This is a genomic window from Zobellia uliginosa (assembly GCF_900156625.1).
Lineage (GTDB): Bacteria > Bacteroidota > Bacteroidia > Flavobacteriales > Flavobacteriaceae > Zobellia > Zobellia uliginosa.
The window spans coordinates 367,019-385,390 of sequence record NZ_FTOB01000002.1 but is presented as its reverse complement, the minus strand read 5'-3'; the positions used below and the strand labels follow the sequence as shown (position 1 = coordinate 385,390).

Sequence of the window (18,372 nt, the reverse complement as noted above, 5' to 3'; positions counted from 1 at the left end):
CTATACAATGAAAAATATAAAATATATCATCCTAAGCGTGGGCCTACTGATTTTTGGGTCCTGTGAAGACAATGTCCTTAATCTGGAAGACCCGGGAAGCCCTACCGATGCAACCTTCTTTAGAACGGAAGCGCAACTAGAGGTTGCCCTTACCGGAATTTACGAGCAATTAAATTATGTAAATGCGGTTCCTTTTCCGCAATTATTGGATCATACCACAGATTACGCTTTTAATAGAGGGAATGTAGGGGGAACCATTGCGGCAACTACAGGAGGGCTTACCTCTACTGAAGGCCTTGTAAATGGTTTTTGGAATAATTTCTATACGGGAGTGCAACGCGCCAACAACCTATTGACCAATATGGACAAGGCGGCAGATGCATCAGACCCTAGTCGTTTTGAGCAAATTAAGGCGGAAGCTCTTTTTCTACGTTCATTTTTCTATAGTTACCTAACGGAGCTTTATGGAGACGTTCCCTTTAGAACTGAGGTAACCTCTTTGGAAGAACTCGAAATAGTGGCTAGAACACCAAAATCTGAAATTGTAGCTAGTATCATATCTGATTTGCAGGAAGCTGCAGCCATACTCCCTCCTACGCAACCGGCTACGGAGAGAGGTCGGGCATCGGCAAATGCCGCAAACGCGCTTATCTCACGTATTGCCCTTTATAATGAAGATTATGAATTAGCGGAGAGTGCCGCACTCAAAGTAATGAACTCGGCTGAAACCCCTTCATTGTACCCAGATTACGAGGCATTATTTACAGATGCCGGTGTAGGTTCTTCCGAGGTTTTATTCGACCTTTCCTATATAAACGGAACAAAAACCCACGGTCTATCACAAAGACAAGGCAGTAGGTTTGGCGGATGGTGCCAACTGGTACCTGCACAACAAACGGTAGACAGTTATGAGACCATAAACGGACTACCGATTGATGAAGACCCAGAATACGATCCTGCCAATCCGTTTGAAAATCGCGATCCAAGACTTGCCGCTACCATTGCACTTCCGAACAGCGTTTGGACGGGCCACATCATTCAACAGCATAGCGATAGTATTGCCACATGGCGAATAGAGGACGGTGTTAAAGTAGAGCGTGTGTTCAACCCTAACTCTGCCAACCCAGCAGGGCGAGCCATAGTAGACCCCTATGATGGTACGGAATACGTTACCGGAGGTGCTAACCGTTTTACCGCCTTTAGTGGATATTTTTGGAAAAAATTCTCAGATGCCCCAAGACTATTAGGTTCTTTGTCCGGTGGACCTAGTCCCTTACAATCCGAGCAGACCATTTATCTATTGAGATATGCCGAAGTTCTTCTTAATTATGCAGAAGCCAAAATTGAAGGCGGATCCATAGACGGTAGTGTTTTGAACGCCATTAATGCGGTACGCGAAAGAGCCTATACCAATAGTGGGGTGCCTTTTCCAGCCATATCTACTACCGATCAGGCCGAACTCCGAAAAATAATCAGAAGGGAACGTAAAGTAGAGTTTGCCGATGAGGGCTTGAGATTGTTTGATATTAAACGATGGAGAATTGCCGAAAAAGTATTGAACACCACCGTTTTGGGCGGACCTGCAAACGGCTTCAGTAAAATTGGGGATCTAGACTTTGTTCCCAATATTGACGATGACGGTTATATCGATTACACTGGGGCTCCCTCACAACCAAGGGTTGAACTAGGGAACCTTGATTATAGGGAATTGGAAGAAAGAACATTCGATCCCGGAAAGCATTACCTATGGCCCATACCGCAGGCCGAGATAGATGCTACCGAGAATGTCGTAACCCAAAATCCCGGTTATTAAAATTCATTTAATTTGTTTTTGTTAGTTTGTTTTGAAAATAGGGGATATTAGGTCTATCCCCTATTTTTTCACTACATAAACAAGCATAATAAAGTATATTCACAAACAAGAATGGGCACCATAGATATTACGGTAATACTGATTTTTACTTTACTCGTGTTTGTATGCGGACTAAGTTTTTCAAAGTCCGGTAAAAACATGAAGTCATTTTTTGCCGCAGGCGGGGCACTGCCTTGGTGGATGAGCGGACTTTCGCTCTTTATGAGTTTCTTTTCCGCGGGTACTTTTGTGGTATGGGGCTCTATAGCCTATTCCAGCGGCTGGGTAGCTATCACCATTCAAACGACCATGTGCATAGCCGGTGTACTTATCGGTTTTTTCATCGCCCCGAAATGGCAAAAAACAAAAGCGCTGACCGCCGCCGAGTTCATTACGGACCGCTTAGGTTACAGCACTCAAAAAATTTATACATATCTATTCCTGTTAATTTCCATTTTTACTACTGGCGCATTTTTATATCCCGTGGCCAAGATTGTAGAGGTGTCAACAGGTTTCCCCATAAGTACCAGTATTATCGTACTGGGAATCTTAATATTAATTTACACGGCAGTTGGTGGCCTTTGGGCCGTAATCGTTACCGATGTACTTCAGTTTGTGGTACTTACTGCGGCCGTTTTAATCGTGGTACCGCTTTCACTCGATAAAATTGGAGGTATAGGGAACTTTGTTTCCCAAGCTCCCGAGAATTTTTTCAATTTGGTAAATGAGGAGTACACCTGGGGCTTTATGATTGCCTTCGGATTGTACAACCTTTTCTTCATTGCGGGCAATTGGGCCTATGTACAACGCTATACCAGTGTGGCCACCCCAAAAGATGCCAAAAAAGTAGGATGGCTTTTTGGCGGACTCTATCTCGTTAGTCCGTTAGTTTGGATGTTGCCCCCTATGATCTATAGGGTACTGAACCCAGATTTGGGGGGCTTGGCCGACGAAGGGGCCTATCTCTTAATGTGTAAGGAAGTACTGCCCGTAGGAATGTTAGGTTTAATGTTAGGCGGAATGATCTTTGCCACATCGAGTTCGGTCAATACGACTTTAAACATCTCGGCAGGTGTGCTGTCGAATGACCTTTACAAACACTTTAGGCCCAATGCCGACAACGATCAATTGGTCAAAGTCGGTAGAATGGCAACCATAGGTTTGGGTATACTAACGATAATAATCGCCCTCTTGGTCCCATATATGGGCGGCATAGTAGAAGTGGTGATGAGTTTGGCGGCCATAACCGGCGGCGCCATGTTCTTGCCACCTATGTGGGCCTTGTTCAGTAAATACCAAACCGGAAAAAGTGTCTTGATCGTTACCATAGTCACTTTGGCCATCAATGCATTTTTTAAATTCTTGGCCCCTAGCCTTCTCGATTTTTCGTTTGACAGGGCCCAAGAAATGGGATTCGGCATGGGTATTCCCGTACTACTTTTGGCGGCATTTGAAATATATGCCCGCACGCGGAAAAAACCGACCGTAGCCTACGACAACTATCAACTTAAAGTTGCCGATAAAAATTTGGAGGCGGAAGAAGAATCCGCTTCCGGAAACCAAAAAGGCACACGGGTCATAGGTATAGGCGTAGCCCTAACCGGCCTACTGATCGTAATACTATCGCTTATGGCCGAAACCGGAGCGGTACTCGTAGGCGGAATGGGCCTTTTTGTCTTGCTGTTAGGCAGCTTTATCATCTATAAATCGAGCCAAAAGATTTCGGGCTAAGCGGCTCTACCTACATTTTTTCCTTAACACACCAAATCGAATTATTAAAGTTCAAATTGCATTTTATGATTTCAGAAGCATATAGTCCACAAACTAGAAATACAAAGACCGTAAAACTACAGGCCGACCTTGTTGTCGTGGGTGGAGGTCTTTCAGGTGTCTGTGCCTCCATAACCGCCGCGCGATCCGGCCTAAAAGTCGTTCTTATACAAGACCGTCCCGTACTTGGGGGAAATGCTTCCTCAGAAGTTCGGCTCTGGAGCTTGGGTGCCACCTCCCACATGGGCAACAACAACCGATGGAGCCGTGAAGGTGGATTGATCAATGAAATCCTTTTAGAGAACCTAAAACGAAATAAAGAAGGTAACCCTTTGTTGTTCGACACCGTACTGCTTGAAAAAGTATACGAAGAGCCCAATATTACCCTTCTACTGAATACAGCGGCCTATGCGGTTGAAAAAGGCAAAGACGACCAGGTAAAGAACGTAACCGCCTTTTGTAGCCAGAACTCAACGACCTATATCGCCAGCGCCCCCCTTTTCTGTGATGCTTCCGGCGATGGTATTGTTGCCTTTATGGCCGGAGCCTCGTTCCGCATGGGCGCGGAGACCAAAGAGGAGTTTGATGAAGGATTTGCGCCGAATATCGAAGATTATGGCAACCTTTTAGGGCACTCGCTATACTTTTACACCAAAGATGTGGGCAAGCCTATTAGCTATACGCCTCCCTCCTTTGCCATAAAGAATGCAGAAGAACTTCCACGTATCAAAAACTTTCAATTAGGCGACCATGGGTGTAAACTGTGGTGGGTAGAGCACGGTGGACGCCTCGATACCGTTCACCAATCGGAAGACATCAAATTTGAACTGTGGAAGGTGGTTTATGGGATTTGGGACTATGTAAAGAACAGTGGCAAATTTCCCGAAGCGGCAAACCTGACTTTAGAATGGGTGGGCACCATACCAGGTAAACGGGAAAGCCGTCGTTTTGAAGGTGACTTTATGCTGACCCAAAAAGATATTGTTGAACAGCGCGATTATTACGATGCGGTCTCCTTTGGGGGTTGGGCCATGGATTTACATCCCGCCGACGGTATCTATAGCGAACACAATTCTTGTACCCAATGGCATGGTAAAGGCGTATATTCCATTCCCTACCGTTGCTATTATTCCAAAAACATCAAGAACCTGTTCCTCGCCGGCCGGATCATCAGTGCCAGTCATGTGGCCTTTGGTTCTTCAAGGGTTATGCTTACCTGTGCACACGGGGCGCAAGCGGTTGGGGAGGCAGCGGTCTTATGTAAGCAAGAAGGCCTGCTTCCCCGCGACGTGGCTTCCAAAGAACATATTGGAAAGCTACAACTGGCCTTGAACAGAAACGGACAAAGTATTCCTCGCATCGCCCTAAACGACACCGACGACTTAGTGGTAAAGGCGAATGTTGAAGCGAGCTCCACCTTAAAATTCAAAGGTTTTTCGGAAGCTGACGACTGGCAGCCCCTAAAGTTCGGACTCGCCCAAATGCTACCGCTTAAGGCGAACGAAACCTATAGTTTTGAGATTGAAGTAGATGCCTCGGAAGCAACCAGCCTAGAACTTCAGCTTAAAAGTAGTTCGGCCTCTACCCATTTTACCCCAGATGTGGTTATCGACAAAAAAGAATTTTACTTACAAAAGGGAAAACAAAAGATTACTTTTACCACTACTAATACACAGGAGCAAAACCATTATTCATTCTTCTGCCTAATGAAAAACGAAAAGGTAAAAGTCCGTCTTTCAGATGAGCGTATCACAGGTTTGATGACGGTTGAGAATAAAATAAATAAAGCGGTATCCAATTACGGAAGACAAGACCCTCCTGCCGATATCAATGTTGACAGTTTTGAGTTTTGGACGCCCGAACGCCGTCCTAAAGGAAAAAATATAGCCCTTCAAATGGCAAAGGCCCTACCTATTTTTGAACCCGATAATATCAAAAACGGCGAAGTTCGGCCCAACGCTAACGGAAACACCAATGCCTGGGTTGCCGAAATAGAAGATAAAAAACCGACACTGAACTTAAAATGGGACGATAAGGTCAATATAAAAACCATAAAACTCTTTTTTGACTGCGACTATGACCACGCCTTGGAAACTACCCTTATGGGACATCCGGAAGATGTCATTCCTTTTGTGGTGGCCGATTATACGATCAAGGATGCTTCCGGTAAACTCTTAAAGGAAATCAAAGGAAATTACCAGGCCATAAACACCATTGAATTGAACGAAGCGATTTCCACCGATACTTTGGTCTTCGAGTTTAGCAAAAAAGAAAAGCATATACCCGTTTCCCTATTTAAAATATCAGCTTATAACTAATCCCTATAAAAATAAAATGGTTAAGAACGTAATTGGACTTTGTCTCATTCTAATTCTGGGTACTGCGCAAGTCGATGCCCAGAAAGAGGCCTCTGTCCGATTACCTGATATCGCCTCCTTTGCCCAAGATCTTTTTGTTCCCGATATCACCCAAGGTCCACCTGAAGCGGGTAAGCGGGTGCGACAAAGCTTGGCTTCGTACCAAAACACCGAAGTCTACCACTTGCTCTACCTGCCCAGCAATTATAAAGAAGGCAAAAAATACCCGGTCATTGTAGAATATCCGGGCAATGGGCCGTATACAAGTGCTTCCGGTGACCTTTCAACAGGTCAGGTAGACGGTTGCAATTTAGGCTACGGCCTAAGCGAAGGCAAAGATTTCATTTGGGTGAGCATGCCCTTTATCAGTGTTGATGGCCAAGAAAACCAAAAATGGTGGTGGGGCGATATAGAAGCAAGCAAAAAATACTGCATGGATGCGGTCAAAGAGGTCTGTAGCAAATACGGAGGTGATGCCTCCAACATCGTTTTGGCCGGGTTTTCACGGGGAGCCATCGCCGTAAACTATATCGGGCTTCACGATGATGAAATCTCCCCTCTTTGGAAGGCCTTTATCGTCAATTCGCATTACGACGGCCTAAAGACATGGAACTACCCCAACTCCGATAAGGCTTCCGCCCTTGAACGGCTGAAACGGCTGAACGGGAGGCCGCAGTTTATTTGTGCCGAGGGTCATGGAACGAGCAAAAGTAAAAATTACCTGGCCCAATCGGGAATTCAAGGAAATTTTGCTTTTATGGATATTCCCATTAGAAACCATACCAATACTTGGCCCCTATACCAATTGGAAGAACGGAAGATTATAAGGACATGGCTATTGGAAGTAATCGATAAAAACTAAAAAACAACAATGTAACATGAGAAAAGCAATCTTGACATCGGCATTCGCTATCGCCATTCTGATAAGCATTACTTCATGCAAAAACGCGACCGAGGAAAAAAATAAAGCCCTTAACATGCACTATGGCAATACCGAGGTTTCCTTGTTGACGGCTGCCAACGGCCAACTGGCCTTCCTTATCAACAAAGACCGGCAGGTGGTTCTAGATACTTCCCTTTTAGGCCTTAAGGTCGATGGCAAACAATTAGGAAAGAATGCTACCCTATCGCTTTTAGAACAAAAGGAAGTTGCCTTAGAATACCCTCTTAACGGCATAAAAAGTAAGGCCTCGTACACAGGAGATCTATACATATACGAGGTTTCCGAAGCGGATGGAAGCGATTGGAAATTGGAATTTCAACTTTCCGATGAAGGTGTGGCCTATCGTTATGTGGTTTCAGGCGAAGGCACCCAACATGTACAGGGCGAAGAGAGCAGTTTTAAACTACCGAAGGAAACCAAGGTCTGGTACTTTGAGCGTGATAGCGAATGGAAGCTGAAATCGCACGCCGGTGAATGGCTTTCCGCCGATATTTCTGAAATGCCAACGGTTTCCAAAATGGGTCCGATCCAAGGCTTGACCCTCACTTGCGAACTTCCACAAGGGGGATATGCATTGTTGGCCGAAGCCGGTCTCTTTAATTATAGCGGTATGCGTTTGGAAGCCATAGGTAATAATTCGTTCAAGGCGAATTTCGAAGAAGGCGATGCCGGATTTGATGTGAAAGGTGGACTTACCACGCCTTGGCGCTGCGTTCTTTTGGCCGATACCCTGAACGATTTGGCGAACAATACTATGGTAGCTTCCCTTAACCCTGCCCCAGATGCCAATTTATTTGCCGATACCGACTGGATCAAACCCGGAAAGTCCGTTTGGCACTGGTGGTCCGGAAAATACGTCAACTATAAAGAAGAGCACGATATGGTCGATGATGCCCAGTCGCTTGGTTTTGCCTATTCCATGGTCGACGAAGGTTGGGAAAGATGGCCCAATAAATGGGAGTCGGTTACCAAACTTTGTGATTATGCGAAGGAAAAAGGGGTTGGCATTTTTGTTTGGAAGCATTCCAAGGAAATCAATTTTCCCGAAAACGATTATGCCGTCATGGGGCATTTTTTAGACAGCGTAAAGCAGACCGGTGCGGTTGGGGTAAAAGTCGATTTTATGAACGGCCAGAGCAAATCGATCATCTCCTTTGATGAAGCCTTACTAAAAAAAGCGGCAGAACGGCAATTGATGGTTAATTTTCACGGTTGCCAACAAAGTTCGGGCGAATATCGCACCTATCCGAATGAGGTTACCCGTGAAGGTATACGTGGCCTAGAGGTAAACCATATGAAAGAAGGTCCCCTACCCGCTTCCCACAATGCGGCATTGCCCTTTACAAGATACGTTACCGGTCATGGCGACTATACCCCACTCGGCCTTACCGAACCGGGAGAAACTACTTGGGCCCATCAATTGGCTACTTTGGTTACTTTTTATTCACCTTTTAACTGTATTGCGGAAAACACCCAGTTTCTACTGAAAACCAAGAGTGTTCAACCTGCACTGGATTTTATTAAGACCGTACCTTCGGTCTGGGACGAAACCTTTGTCTTGCCCCAAAGTAAGATCGGGGAATTGGCGGCCATAGCCAGACGTAAAAACAAGGACTGGTACTTGGGTATTTTGCGAAGTGGAGCGGCCCAAGAAATGCAAATCGACTGTAGTTTTTTAGGGGATGGCGAATACCTCGCGGAAATCTTTACCGACGATACCGAGGCCGAGCGTATTAATTTGGAAGGACTTAACAAGGAAGCCAACCTACGCCAATGGAATACGGCCGTACCCTTTAAAAAATCGACCGAAACGGTTTCTAAGGAAAAATCGATAACCCTTCATTTAGCCGAGCACGGTGGTGCCACCATAAAGTTTACTAAAAAATAAAGAGGATCTATGAGAATTTTTGCTTCCCTAACACTTTTTGCAATCGTTTTTCTAAGTTCATGTTCACCAAAAAAAGCTGATACGGTTCTAAAAAACGAAACCCTATCCCTTAACGGGGAATGGCACTTTTTAGCTTCTAACGAAGAAAGTGAAGAACAATTATTGACCGCAGATTACACCCAGTGGGATACCCTGACCGTACCAGGAAACTGGGATGTTGAGAACAAATACGCCCATTTTAAGGGCAAAGGGTATTACCAACGTAATTTTACCCTTCCCGAAAATTGGCAAAAGAAACAGGTACGATTAAAGTTCGATGCCGTTTATGAAACCTCCAAAATATGGTTGAACGGTGAGTTACTGGGCGAACATGAAGGTGGTTACACCCCTTTTGAATTCAATATAACCGACCATGTACGCACCGATAAACCGAACTCGATTTTGGTCATGGCCGACAATACCTTTAGAAGAGGTGCTTGGTGGGCTTGGGGCGGTATAAGCCGAGATGTATCCTTACTGGCCCATAACGATGTTCGCTTGGTTCGTCAACATATTTCCGCCGTGCCCGATTTTGACAACGGCGTAGTGGACTTTGCCATTTCCTATAAAATTGAAAATAATTCCGATACCCCACAAAACCTGAACATCAATCCAGAAATCCTTGGGCCCGACCATAAATCGTGGCAACCCGAAACCCTTGAAGTGACCGTAGCCGCAAACGAGACCACAGAAAAGGTCTTGACCTTTAAAAAGGAGTTGAAGGAAGTAGAATTATGGCATTTTGACCGACCACATCTTTACGTTTTAAATAGTAGCCTCGTTTCTAACGACCAAGAAGTCGATGCCGTATCCGATAAATTCGGTATTCGAAAAATGGAGGCCATTGGCGAACAATTGTTTCTCAACAACGAGGCTGTTCGGCTAAACGGTTTCAACCGGGTACACGACCATCGCCTGTACGGCAATACCGAACCTGACGAACTTATCAAAAACGATATCCTAGATATCAAAGCCCTTGGTGGTAACTTCTCAAGGATCATGCATGCGCCTGCATCGAAGAACCTTTTACAGTTCTGTGATAGTATTGGCTATATGGTTATTGAAGAAATTCCGGTTTGGGGCCGTGGCGCACCCAATGCCATCCCCGATAACCCACGAACAAAAAAATGGTTGGACGAAATGATTGCGCGCGATTATAACCATGCCAGTGTGGTCGGTTGGAGTATGGGTAACGAAATTGGCAACCCTGACGGTGAATGGCAAGATATGACCATGACGCCCGGCCAATATGAATATGTAAATGATATGCTAGACCACGTGGCCTCCCTAGACTCTACCCGCTTGAAAACCGTGGTAAGCTTTACATCACACCTACCCTTGGCCAAACCTGGTAACGAGCCTTACGAAAAACTTGATTTGCTCTGTATGAACTCCTATGGGGAAACCTATGAAAAAGTGGGCAGGGCCCATGCAAAGTTTCCCGGAAAACCTATCTTCATTTCAGAGATTGGCGACAAACAAATAGGACTGACACCCGATGCCGAGTTCAGTGATACCCTCATTGAGCAACTTGATAAAATAAGAACGCTTCCCTACGTCGTAGGTTCCGCCCTATGGACCTACAACGATTACCGAAGCGACTACAAGGCTACACCTCCCTCCGAAAATAGGGCTTGGGGTGTGGTCGATGTATGGCGAAACAAGAAAAAAGCCTACAAACAGATTCAAGATATCTACGCGCCTGTTCAAGGTTTAAAAGCCAGTGTTGGTAAACAGTCCCTTGCAATCACTTTGCTCCCCAGAAACGAGCAAGACATTCCCGCCTACATTATGGAAGGATATACCCTGGTATATGAGCTTTTTAACGCCGAAGACCAATCGATCGGCAAAGAGCGTATTGAACTTCCCACCATAAAACCCGGGGATGACGCACTAGAGTTCAATTTCAAAAATGAAAACAACGTCGCCCGAATCGATGTCGGTCTATGGTCGCCCATGCAAATCGAGGTAAAAACAGCTTCATCAAAAGTATGGCACAAGCCCGCCGTAAAAAACTCAAATTCCCCTGTAATAGAGTTTTTGGGCCGGAATGACGGGCGTATTTCCATAGGCTATACCGTAAGCGAAAAAGATTCTATTTTCACTTTTAAATATGGAAACGCCCCCGAACATCTGACCAAAGAATTAACTACGGACCTAAAAGGGGCCTTCAAAATTGAATGGCCTTCATCAGAGCCTTTTTTTGTGAAATTAAAATCCGATGTCACGGATTGGTCTACTACATCGCAATTAATAGAGTAACATAAAACAATTAGAATCTAAACCAGAATCCTTGCATATGAAACTGATTAAAACCTTATATTTGGCATTATTGCTTATTCCATTCCATGCAATGGCCCAAAACGAAACTAGCGACCGTCCGAACATTGTTTGGATCATGCTCGAGGATTGGGGGCTTGACTTGGGCTGCTATGGCACCCCGGGAATAGAAACCCCCGTTACCGACAAGCTCGCCTCCGAAGGCATACGCTACACCAATGCCTTTTGTACCTCCCCGGTTTGTTCCACTTCGCGTTCGGCCATGCTCACGGGCTATCACCAAAACTACATAGGGGCCCAACAGCACAGAACGGCCAAAAAAGACAAAAAACCATTGCCGTATGGCATTAAGCCCATGCCCGTACTCTTAAAAGAGGCAGGATACTTTACGGCCTTAATGATCTACAATAAAACCGACGCCAATTTTAGCGGCGATTTGGGTTTTATGGGCAAGGATTGGAAGGAACGTGAAAAAGGACAGCCCTTTTTCGCCCAAATAACCTTGGGCGGTACACACCGAAAATGGAATCGCGATGCCAAAAACCCCATAGACCCTGCCGATGTAGTGCTCCCTCCCTATTACGTTGACACCCCTTTTGCCAGACGTGACTGGGCCAACGGTCTTGAGCAGATGCAAATTTGCGATCGTGAAATCGGTGACATTCTCGATCGATTGAAAAAAGAAGGTCTTGCCGAAAATACCTTGATTTTTCTTATTGGCGATAACGGCCGCTGCCATATTCGCGGAAAGCAGTTCTTGTATGATCCGGGACTTCAAGTGCCTATGATCATCAAATGGCCCGGTAAGGTCGCTCCCGCCCAAGTAAACACCGACATGGTACAGACTATTGATATTACCGCTACCATTCTAGATGTCGCCGGGGCCAAACCGGAACATGAGCTACAAGGAAAAAACCTTTTTGAAGAGGAATCGAAGAACAGGGAATACATTTTTGCCGCAAGGGGGCGAATGGGCGGTACCCACGATGCGATGCGTACCATCCGTTCAAAAAAATACAAATTGATCCATAATTTGATGCCCGAGCGTGCATGGTTGCAATACAGTGGCTACAAAGAAGATATGTACCCCATGTTGGCCGAGATGAATATCATGTATATGGAAGGAAAGCTTAATGAAGACCAGGCGAAATTCTTCGCACCTTCGAAGCCCGAGTTCGAACTTTTCGACATAGAAAAAGACCCTTACGAATTGAACAACCTTGCCAATGACCCGCACTATGGGGATATCAAGGATAAACTCTTGGAAGAACTGTACGTTTGGAGAAGATCGATCAATGATGAAGGGGTATCCCAAGAATTCAGGGAAGGCGGACTCTCATCTAAATACCCTACGCGAACACTTGAAGAATGGAAGGAACGCTACGAAGCCTGGAAGCCCTGGGTATTTCGCAAGCCTAAATCAAAAGTGAAGCATCCTTTCGTTAAGAAAGACTATTAAAAACAAGACTTATGCAGCTCAAATCCTTTGTATTCCATACGCTATTCCTAGTATTCGGAATTTGCCATGCCCAGACCGAAAAAGTCGACTATCCCGGCGAGGAGCGGATGTTGCTTAGCGGAAATTGGAAATTCCATGCTATTTATGGCGAAGGCTCGAACTATATTGATATTTTCGAAACCCCCGATGATATTGTCATCGACAATACCGATAAGGACCGAGTCTCGGTAAAAGGGAACTGGAAAACCCGATCGGAAGGAGAACGCGGGTCCGGATTTTTCGGTGCCGATTATTTGCAGCGAGACTTTAAATCCGGCGAGTCGGATCAAAACTATGTTCGTTATCGTCCCGAATTATCCGAATCAGGGTTTTACGAAGCATTTGTCCGCTTCCCCTTCGCTTCACATCTAACGGCGGAAGTGAATGTCAACCACGCCCAAGGAGTTACGACTTCCTATTTTAACCAACGAAACCGCTGCGACCAATGGTTGAGCCTAGGGGTATTCAGTTTTGACAAGACTTTGGACAGCTATGTGGAAGTAACCGCCATCACGGCCCGTACCGTAGTTGCCGATGCGGTGATGTTCAGACCGGTATCGAAGGAAAAAATGGAAGAAGCGGATATTGAAAAGACTTCCGTTTTTCAAGTGGGTTTCGACGATTCCAATTGGGAAGACCTATGGGTGCCCGGACATTGGGGCATGCTCAACGCATATTCGAACTATACCGGTAAAGGCTGGTACCGCAAAACCTTTGAGTTGCCCAAGAACTGGAAATCGGTTTCAGACGAACGGATAAGGTTAAAATTCGATGCCGTATACCACATTGCCCGTGTCTTTTTAAACGGGGAATTGATTGGGCGCCATCAAGGAGGCTTTACCCCATTTGAATTTGATATAACCGACAATCTGAATTATAACGGCCAAAACGTACTGGCCGTAGAAGCCGACAACAATGCCCTTGTAGGGGCCACTTGGAACTGGGGCGGCATCATTCGCGATGTACATCTTATTAAAAACAATGATGTGCGCATCAGTTATCAATACATACATGCCGACCCCGACCTAAAAAAAGGATCGGCAAACCTGAAGCTTAAGGTTCGGATCAAAAATTCATCGGCACACCAACGCACCGTTTTACTGTCTGCGCATATTGAAGAGGCTACAAGTCCCGTCGACTTAAAGTACAAGGTTAAAGTACCGGCCAACAGCACCCAAGAAATACAACTGGCCACAACCCTACCCGCCACCGATGTAAAACTATGGCATTTTGATACCCCTAATCTATATCATTTGACTACCAAAATATCGGAAAACGGACAGGTTTTAGACACCCAAAAAGACCGATTCGGTATCAGAAAAATAGAATTGACCGACTCCCAATTGATTTTAAACGGCGAGCCCGTACGCTTGTCCGGTTTTAATCGGGTTAGCGACCATAGGTATTGGGGCTCTTCCGAACCGCAATATTTGATCGAAAAAGATGTAGATCTCATGAAAAATGCCGGGGCCAACTTTATGCGCATCATGCACGGCACCCAGAACAAAAAATTAATGGATCGTTGTGATGAGAAGGGTATTTTGATTTTTGAGGAAGTCAATGTACGAGAACTCACCAATCCCGAGTTTACGCCTCCACACTATCCCTTGGCCAAACAATGGCTAAAAGAAATGATAGATCGTGATGTCAACCACCCCAGTATTATCGGTTGGAGCGTTGGCAATGAACTAAAAGACCACTTTGATTATGCCAAAGAAACGATTGACTACGTCAAGAAGGAACTAGATCCATATCGCTTGGTTACCTGTGTGAGCAATAGCGGATGGCGCGATTCGGCAACTCCCGAAAACGACCCTAACACCTTAGTGGATATCATTATGCACAACCTCTACCCTTTTCAAGGGACTCCCGATAAAGTGTTTAAAACCTTACGCTCAAAGTGGCCCGACAAACCGATTTTTATTTCGGAATACGGTATAAATCCCATGGCTACCACCTCCTTAGATGGCGACATTCCCGAATTATCGGATTGGAACGATCATTTAAGGGGCAAGAACACTTATGTAATCGGGGCATCATTGTGGACGTTCAATGACTATCGCAGCGGTTACGCGGCAACTTCACCTGAGGAAAACCGAGTTTGGGGCTTGGTCAACACATGGCGACAAAAGCGAAAGTTGTACCATCGCATCCAAAAGGAAAACAGTCCCCTAGCCAATTTAAAAATCGATGGGGTCGATTTAAAGAACGGAGGGGCCAAGGTAAGTATCACGCCCAAACCCGTAAATGCTTACCCCGTCTATAGCCTCAAGGACTATACGCTTGAATTTACCTTGTACGATACGCAGGGGGAAATCCTTTTTTCCAAGACCCATACCCTTCCCCGTATCGTCCCTGGTGGCAAGCCTATGGAAGTTGCTATCGATTGGCAACGGTATATGACCGGTATGGCACAAATACATGCCGCAGTGATTTCACCCAACGGCTATATCAGGCACCAGACCTCGGTCTCCCTTGAGCTCCCTGAAAAGACTTCCATTCTTGCCATTGAAAAGGGGCACGGCACCGTACGGGTGCATTACCGCCCTGTTTTCGGAGCCGACACCTATTACGTGGCATATGCCGATGGAAAGGGTAACGAAAAGAAGTCCGACACCAGCACGACCCATAATATCGAAATAAAAAACCTCGACCCTGAAGAAGAGTATACCTTCAGCGTCATAGCCCAAAATTCGAAAGGAAAAAGTGTTCCCTCGGGCACGCGTACCGCCCAAGCGAACGCCCATGTACTTCCCCCTATGATCTGGGATGCCTTTCTATCGGACGGAAAGCTGGTCGTCGGCTATTCGGGCGCACCGGACGATGTGGAATATATCGTGAAATACGGTTTACGAGACAGTTATTTCCCCTATAAAAACAGTACGCGGACCAAGGGTATGACCGTCATCGATTTTGAAGGCGACGACCCCCATTTCGTGAGCATCAAGAAAAAGACCAAGACCGGAGAAAGTGATTGGTCGAAACCGACCCATGTTTACACGATAAGAAACAAGGAGGAATATAGAAACTAAGTAAAAAATTAACCCATAAAAGTTCAACATGGAAAACCACCCATGGCATTTCAGCTCCATTAAAAACAACAATATGAAAACACTCAGCCTAGTCATTGCTTTTGCAGGTATTTGCCACCTAACGGCATGTAAGAACGAAAAAAAGCCCCGCTCCACAACCGAGACACCAGTTGCAAACCAAGTATCGGAAAAAAGTAAGATTTCCGACTACAAAATAGAATTCGGAAAGGTCTCGCCCAAATCCATATTCAGAAACGACAGTCTCAGTATCTGGGGCGGTTCTATGGTCAAGGGCGAAGACGGACTTTACCATATGTTTTACTCCCAATGGCCAAAAAAAATTGGTTGGGAATGGGTAAACTACTCCGTAATAGCCCATGCGGTATCTGAATCACCCTTTGGTCCATTTGAGCATAAAGACTTTGCCTTACCGGACCGTGGTGCAGAATTCTGGGATGGTTCTACCACCCATAACCCGACCGTACATAAGTTCAATGGAAAATATTACCTGTATTATATGGGAAATACGGGCGATAAAAAAATAGTAAGTACGCCCGGAAAACCAAAAATAAACTGGGTACACCGCAACAACCAACGCATAGGGGTAGCCGTAGCCGATTCGCCCAACGGCCCTTGGAAGCGGTTTGACAAACCTGTTTTGGATATATCCCCTAACGACGATGCCCTTGATGCCTTAATGACCTCAAATCCGTCGGTATGCCAAATGCCCGATGGAAAAATCTTAATGGTCTATAAGGCCGTAGGGAAAAAAGACCCCTTACCTAGTGGTGGCCCCGTGGTTCACATGGTAGCCATAGCGGACAGCCCTACCGGTCCGTTCAAGAAATACCCCGATCCCGTTTTTACTTTCGAAGGCGAACGCTTTCCTGCCGAAGACCCATACATTTGGTATCAAGATGGTAAATTCAGGGCCATTGTAAAACGTATAAAAAACAACGGTAAAAAACGTGAATTCTCTTTGGTACACTACGATTCGGAAGACGGTATCCAATGGGAGAAGGCCAAATACTTTGAAATTTCCAAACGTATCGTCGAATGGGAAAACGGAAGAACCCAACAGTTCGAACATCTGGAACGTCCGCAGGTATACATGGAAAACGGCGAACCTATAGCGCTCTTATGTGCGGCCGACACCCTTGATGCCAAGGGAGTTCGAGAGTCGTTCAATATTCAGATTCCTTTAAAAATAGAAAAAATAGCCAACTAAAATAGGACTCAAAACAAAAGCTGTTCAAACTCTAAAACAACACCTATGCAAGTCAATCTTTTTCTCAAGCAATCGGCCTTTAGTCTTCTAATGGCCCTATCGCTTATCGCTTGTTCCGAACAAAAAACGGAAACCAAACCGGCCCCAACAGAAGATTCCACAACTGCCGAACACAAAGTATTTCCCCATAAAATGCCCACCGAAAAACCGGATATGCCCTTAAGTGCCGCCGCGGAACGCATGTTCAGCTATCCCGCTCCCAGAGTACAGGATAACGAGCTTTTTTCACAGTTCAAATATACCCGTCTTAAAGGCTTCGACTACAATAATGGCGATGGAACCATTTCTAGGCGAGACCCCTCAAGGCCCATTTTAGTAAATGGAAAATATTATATCTACTACACTAAAAGAGATACCAAAGTGCCCCCCATTGGTTGGAACCGTGCCAAAGAAGCTACCGATGAGATTCCGTCTACCGATTGGGACCTATGTGATATTTGGTACGCTACCAGTGAAGATGGAACAACATGGAAAGAAGAGGGCGTTGCCATTGCAAGACCGGAAAAGCCCAAGCCCGGATGGCGCTCCGTAGCCACACCCGATATCCTGGTTTGGAAGGGAAAATACTATTTATACTACCAAGCCTTTAACGAGCCGAGCGGACTAAGAGGCGATTGGTGTCCCGTTTCGGTTTCCTATGCAGATTCTCCCGACGGACCATGGACGCATGGCAAGGATGCCGTAATTCCCTTTGGTAAAAAAGGGGAATGGGACCAAGATGCCACCCATGACCCACAACCTATTGTTTACAAAGGAAAAATATATCTGTACTATAAAGCTGCTTATAATAAATGGCCAGATATACGAGATAAATATGCTGTTGGCCATGGTCTTGTTATTGCAGATGATCCTTTAGGGCCATTTGAAAAACACCCCTTGAACCCCGTAATGACCTCGGGACACGAAACCACGTATTTTCCTTTTAAAGAAGGAGTGGCCACATTGGCCATAAAGGATGGTAACGAACGATATACCATGCAATACGCCAAAGACGGTGTCAATTTTGAAATTGCCTCGGTAGTTTCTCTGGCCCCAACGGCAGCCGCTCCTTTCGCCGCGGATGCCTTTACCGATTCGGGTAACGGAAGAGGGGTTACTTGGGGACTTTCTCATTTTACCAATGCAGGGAAAAGTAGTAAAAAAGCCTATTCCATAATGGCACGTTTTGATTGTGACCTGAGTCTTGATGTTGATATTCCATCCTATAAAAAAACAGGGGTGTACCACGACCCAGAGGTATATTTTGCACAGAAGCCTAATGAAAACAGAAACCCTGAAGGACGTTAGAACCAGCTACAAAACAAAATTATAACAGTACAATATACACTTGTTAAACGATAGCGGGAATTTAATTATTATCTTACATTTAACTTGGTGTTATGGCATTGGTAAAATATTGATTTTCCTTTCCAATACCATAACACC

The 18,372-nt window shown here is 45.4% G+C and carries 10 protein-coding genes; all 10 read left to right on the top strand.

The annotated features are described in order from the left end of the window. Positions 1-7: 7 nt before the first annotated feature. The 10 genes from BW980_RS06330 (at position 8) to BW980_RS06285 (ending at position 18,234) form a co-directional block, all read left to right on the top strand. Complete coding sequence (locus tag BW980_RS06330; RefSeq protein ID WP_076454094.1) at positions 8-1,813, top strand: RagB/SusD family nutrient uptake outer membrane protein; 1,806 nt, start codon at positions 8-10, stop codon at positions 1,811-1,813. Positions 1,814-2,011: 198 nt separating this feature from the next. Next, on the top strand, positions 2,012-3,583 hold the full coding sequence (locus BW980_RS06325; RefSeq protein WP_245799978.1) for a sodium:solute symporter family protein: 1,572 nt from the start codon (positions 2,012-2,014) through the stop codon (positions 3,581-3,583). Between the two features lie 65 nt (positions 3,584-3,648). Beyond that, positions 3,649-5,940: an FAD-dependent oxidoreductase gene (locus BW980_RS06320; protein ID WP_076454092.1), complete on the top strand. Its 2,292-nt coding sequence runs from the start codon at positions 3,649-3,651 to the stop codon at positions 5,938-5,940. 16 nt (positions 5,941-5,956) lie between these two features. Next, positions 5,957-6,841 (top strand): alpha/beta hydrolase, encoded by an 885-nt coding sequence (locus tag BW980_RS06315; RefSeq protein WP_076454091.1) that lies wholly within the window; start codon positions 5,957-5,959, stop codon positions 6,839-6,841. Between the two features lie 16 nt (positions 6,842-6,857). After that, positions 6,858-8,810: a glycoside hydrolase family 97 protein gene (locus BW980_RS06310; protein ID WP_076454090.1), complete on the top strand. Its 1,953-nt coding sequence runs from the start codon at positions 6,858-6,860 to the stop codon at positions 8,808-8,810. A gap of 9 nt (positions 8,811-8,819) precedes the next feature. Then, entirely contained in the window at positions 8,820-11,111 is a 2,292-nt protein-coding gene (locus tag BW980_RS06305; RefSeq protein ID WP_076454089.1) for a glycoside hydrolase family 2 protein, read from the top strand. A gap of 37 nt (positions 11,112-11,148) precedes the next feature. Beyond that, positions 11,149-12,588 (top strand): sulfatase family protein, encoded by a 1,440-nt coding sequence (locus tag BW980_RS06300; RefSeq protein WP_076454088.1) that lies wholly within the window; start codon positions 11,149-11,151, stop codon positions 12,586-12,588. An 11-nt stretch (positions 12,589-12,599) separates the two neighbouring features. Further along, a complete protein-coding gene (locus BW980_RS06295; protein ID WP_083690384.1) occupies positions 12,600-15,659 on the top strand; it encodes a glycoside hydrolase family 2 TIM barrel-domain containing protein in 3,060 nt (1,019 codons plus the stop codon). A 73-nt stretch (positions 15,660-15,732) separates the two neighbouring features. Then, positions 15,733-16,887: a glycoside hydrolase family protein gene (locus BW980_RS06290; RefSeq protein ID WP_076454720.1), complete on the top strand. Its 1,155-nt coding sequence runs from the start codon at positions 15,733-15,735 to the stop codon at positions 16,885-16,887. Positions 16,888-16,932: 45 nt separating this feature from the next. Next, on the top strand, positions 16,933-18,234 hold the full coding sequence (locus BW980_RS06285; protein ID WP_076454087.1) for a glycoside hydrolase family 117 protein: 1,302 nt from the start codon (positions 16,933-16,935) through the stop codon (positions 18,232-18,234). The last annotated feature ends 138 nt before the right edge of the window (positions 18,235-18,372 follow it).

Coding starts and splice junctions, on each gene's coding strand:
- BW980_RS06330 (WP_076454094.1), top strand. CDS start 8: ATGAAAAATATAAAATATATCATCCTAAGCGTGGGCCTACTGATTTTT.
- BW980_RS06325 (WP_245799978.1), top strand. CDS start 2,012: ATGAAGTCATTTTTTGCCGCAGGCGGGGCACTGCCTTGGTGGATGAGC.
- BW980_RS06320 (WP_076454092.1), top strand. CDS start 3,649: ATGATTTCAGAAGCATATAGTCCACAAACTAGAAATACAAAGACCGTA.
- BW980_RS06315 (WP_076454091.1), top strand. CDS start 5,957: ATGGTTAAGAACGTAATTGGACTTTGTCTCATTCTAATTCTGGGTACT.
- BW980_RS06310 (WP_076454090.1), top strand. CDS start 6,858: ATGAGAAAAGCAATCTTGACATCGGCATTCGCTATCGCCATTCTGATA.
- BW980_RS06305 (WP_076454089.1), top strand. CDS start 8,820: ATGAGAATTTTTGCTTCCCTAACACTTTTTGCAATCGTTTTTCTAAGT.
- BW980_RS06300 (WP_076454088.1), top strand. CDS start 11,149: ATGAAACTGATTAAAACCTTATATTTGGCATTATTGCTTATTCCATTC.
- BW980_RS06295 (WP_083690384.1), top strand. CDS start 12,600: ATGCAGCTCAAATCCTTTGTATTCCATACGCTATTCCTAGTATTCGGA.
- BW980_RS06290 (WP_076454720.1), top strand. CDS start 15,733: ATGAAAACACTCAGCCTAGTCATTGCTTTTGCAGGTATTTGCCACCTA.
- BW980_RS06285 (WP_076454087.1), top strand. CDS start 16,933: ATGCAAGTCAATCTTTTTCTCAAGCAATCGGCCTTTAGTCTTCTAATG.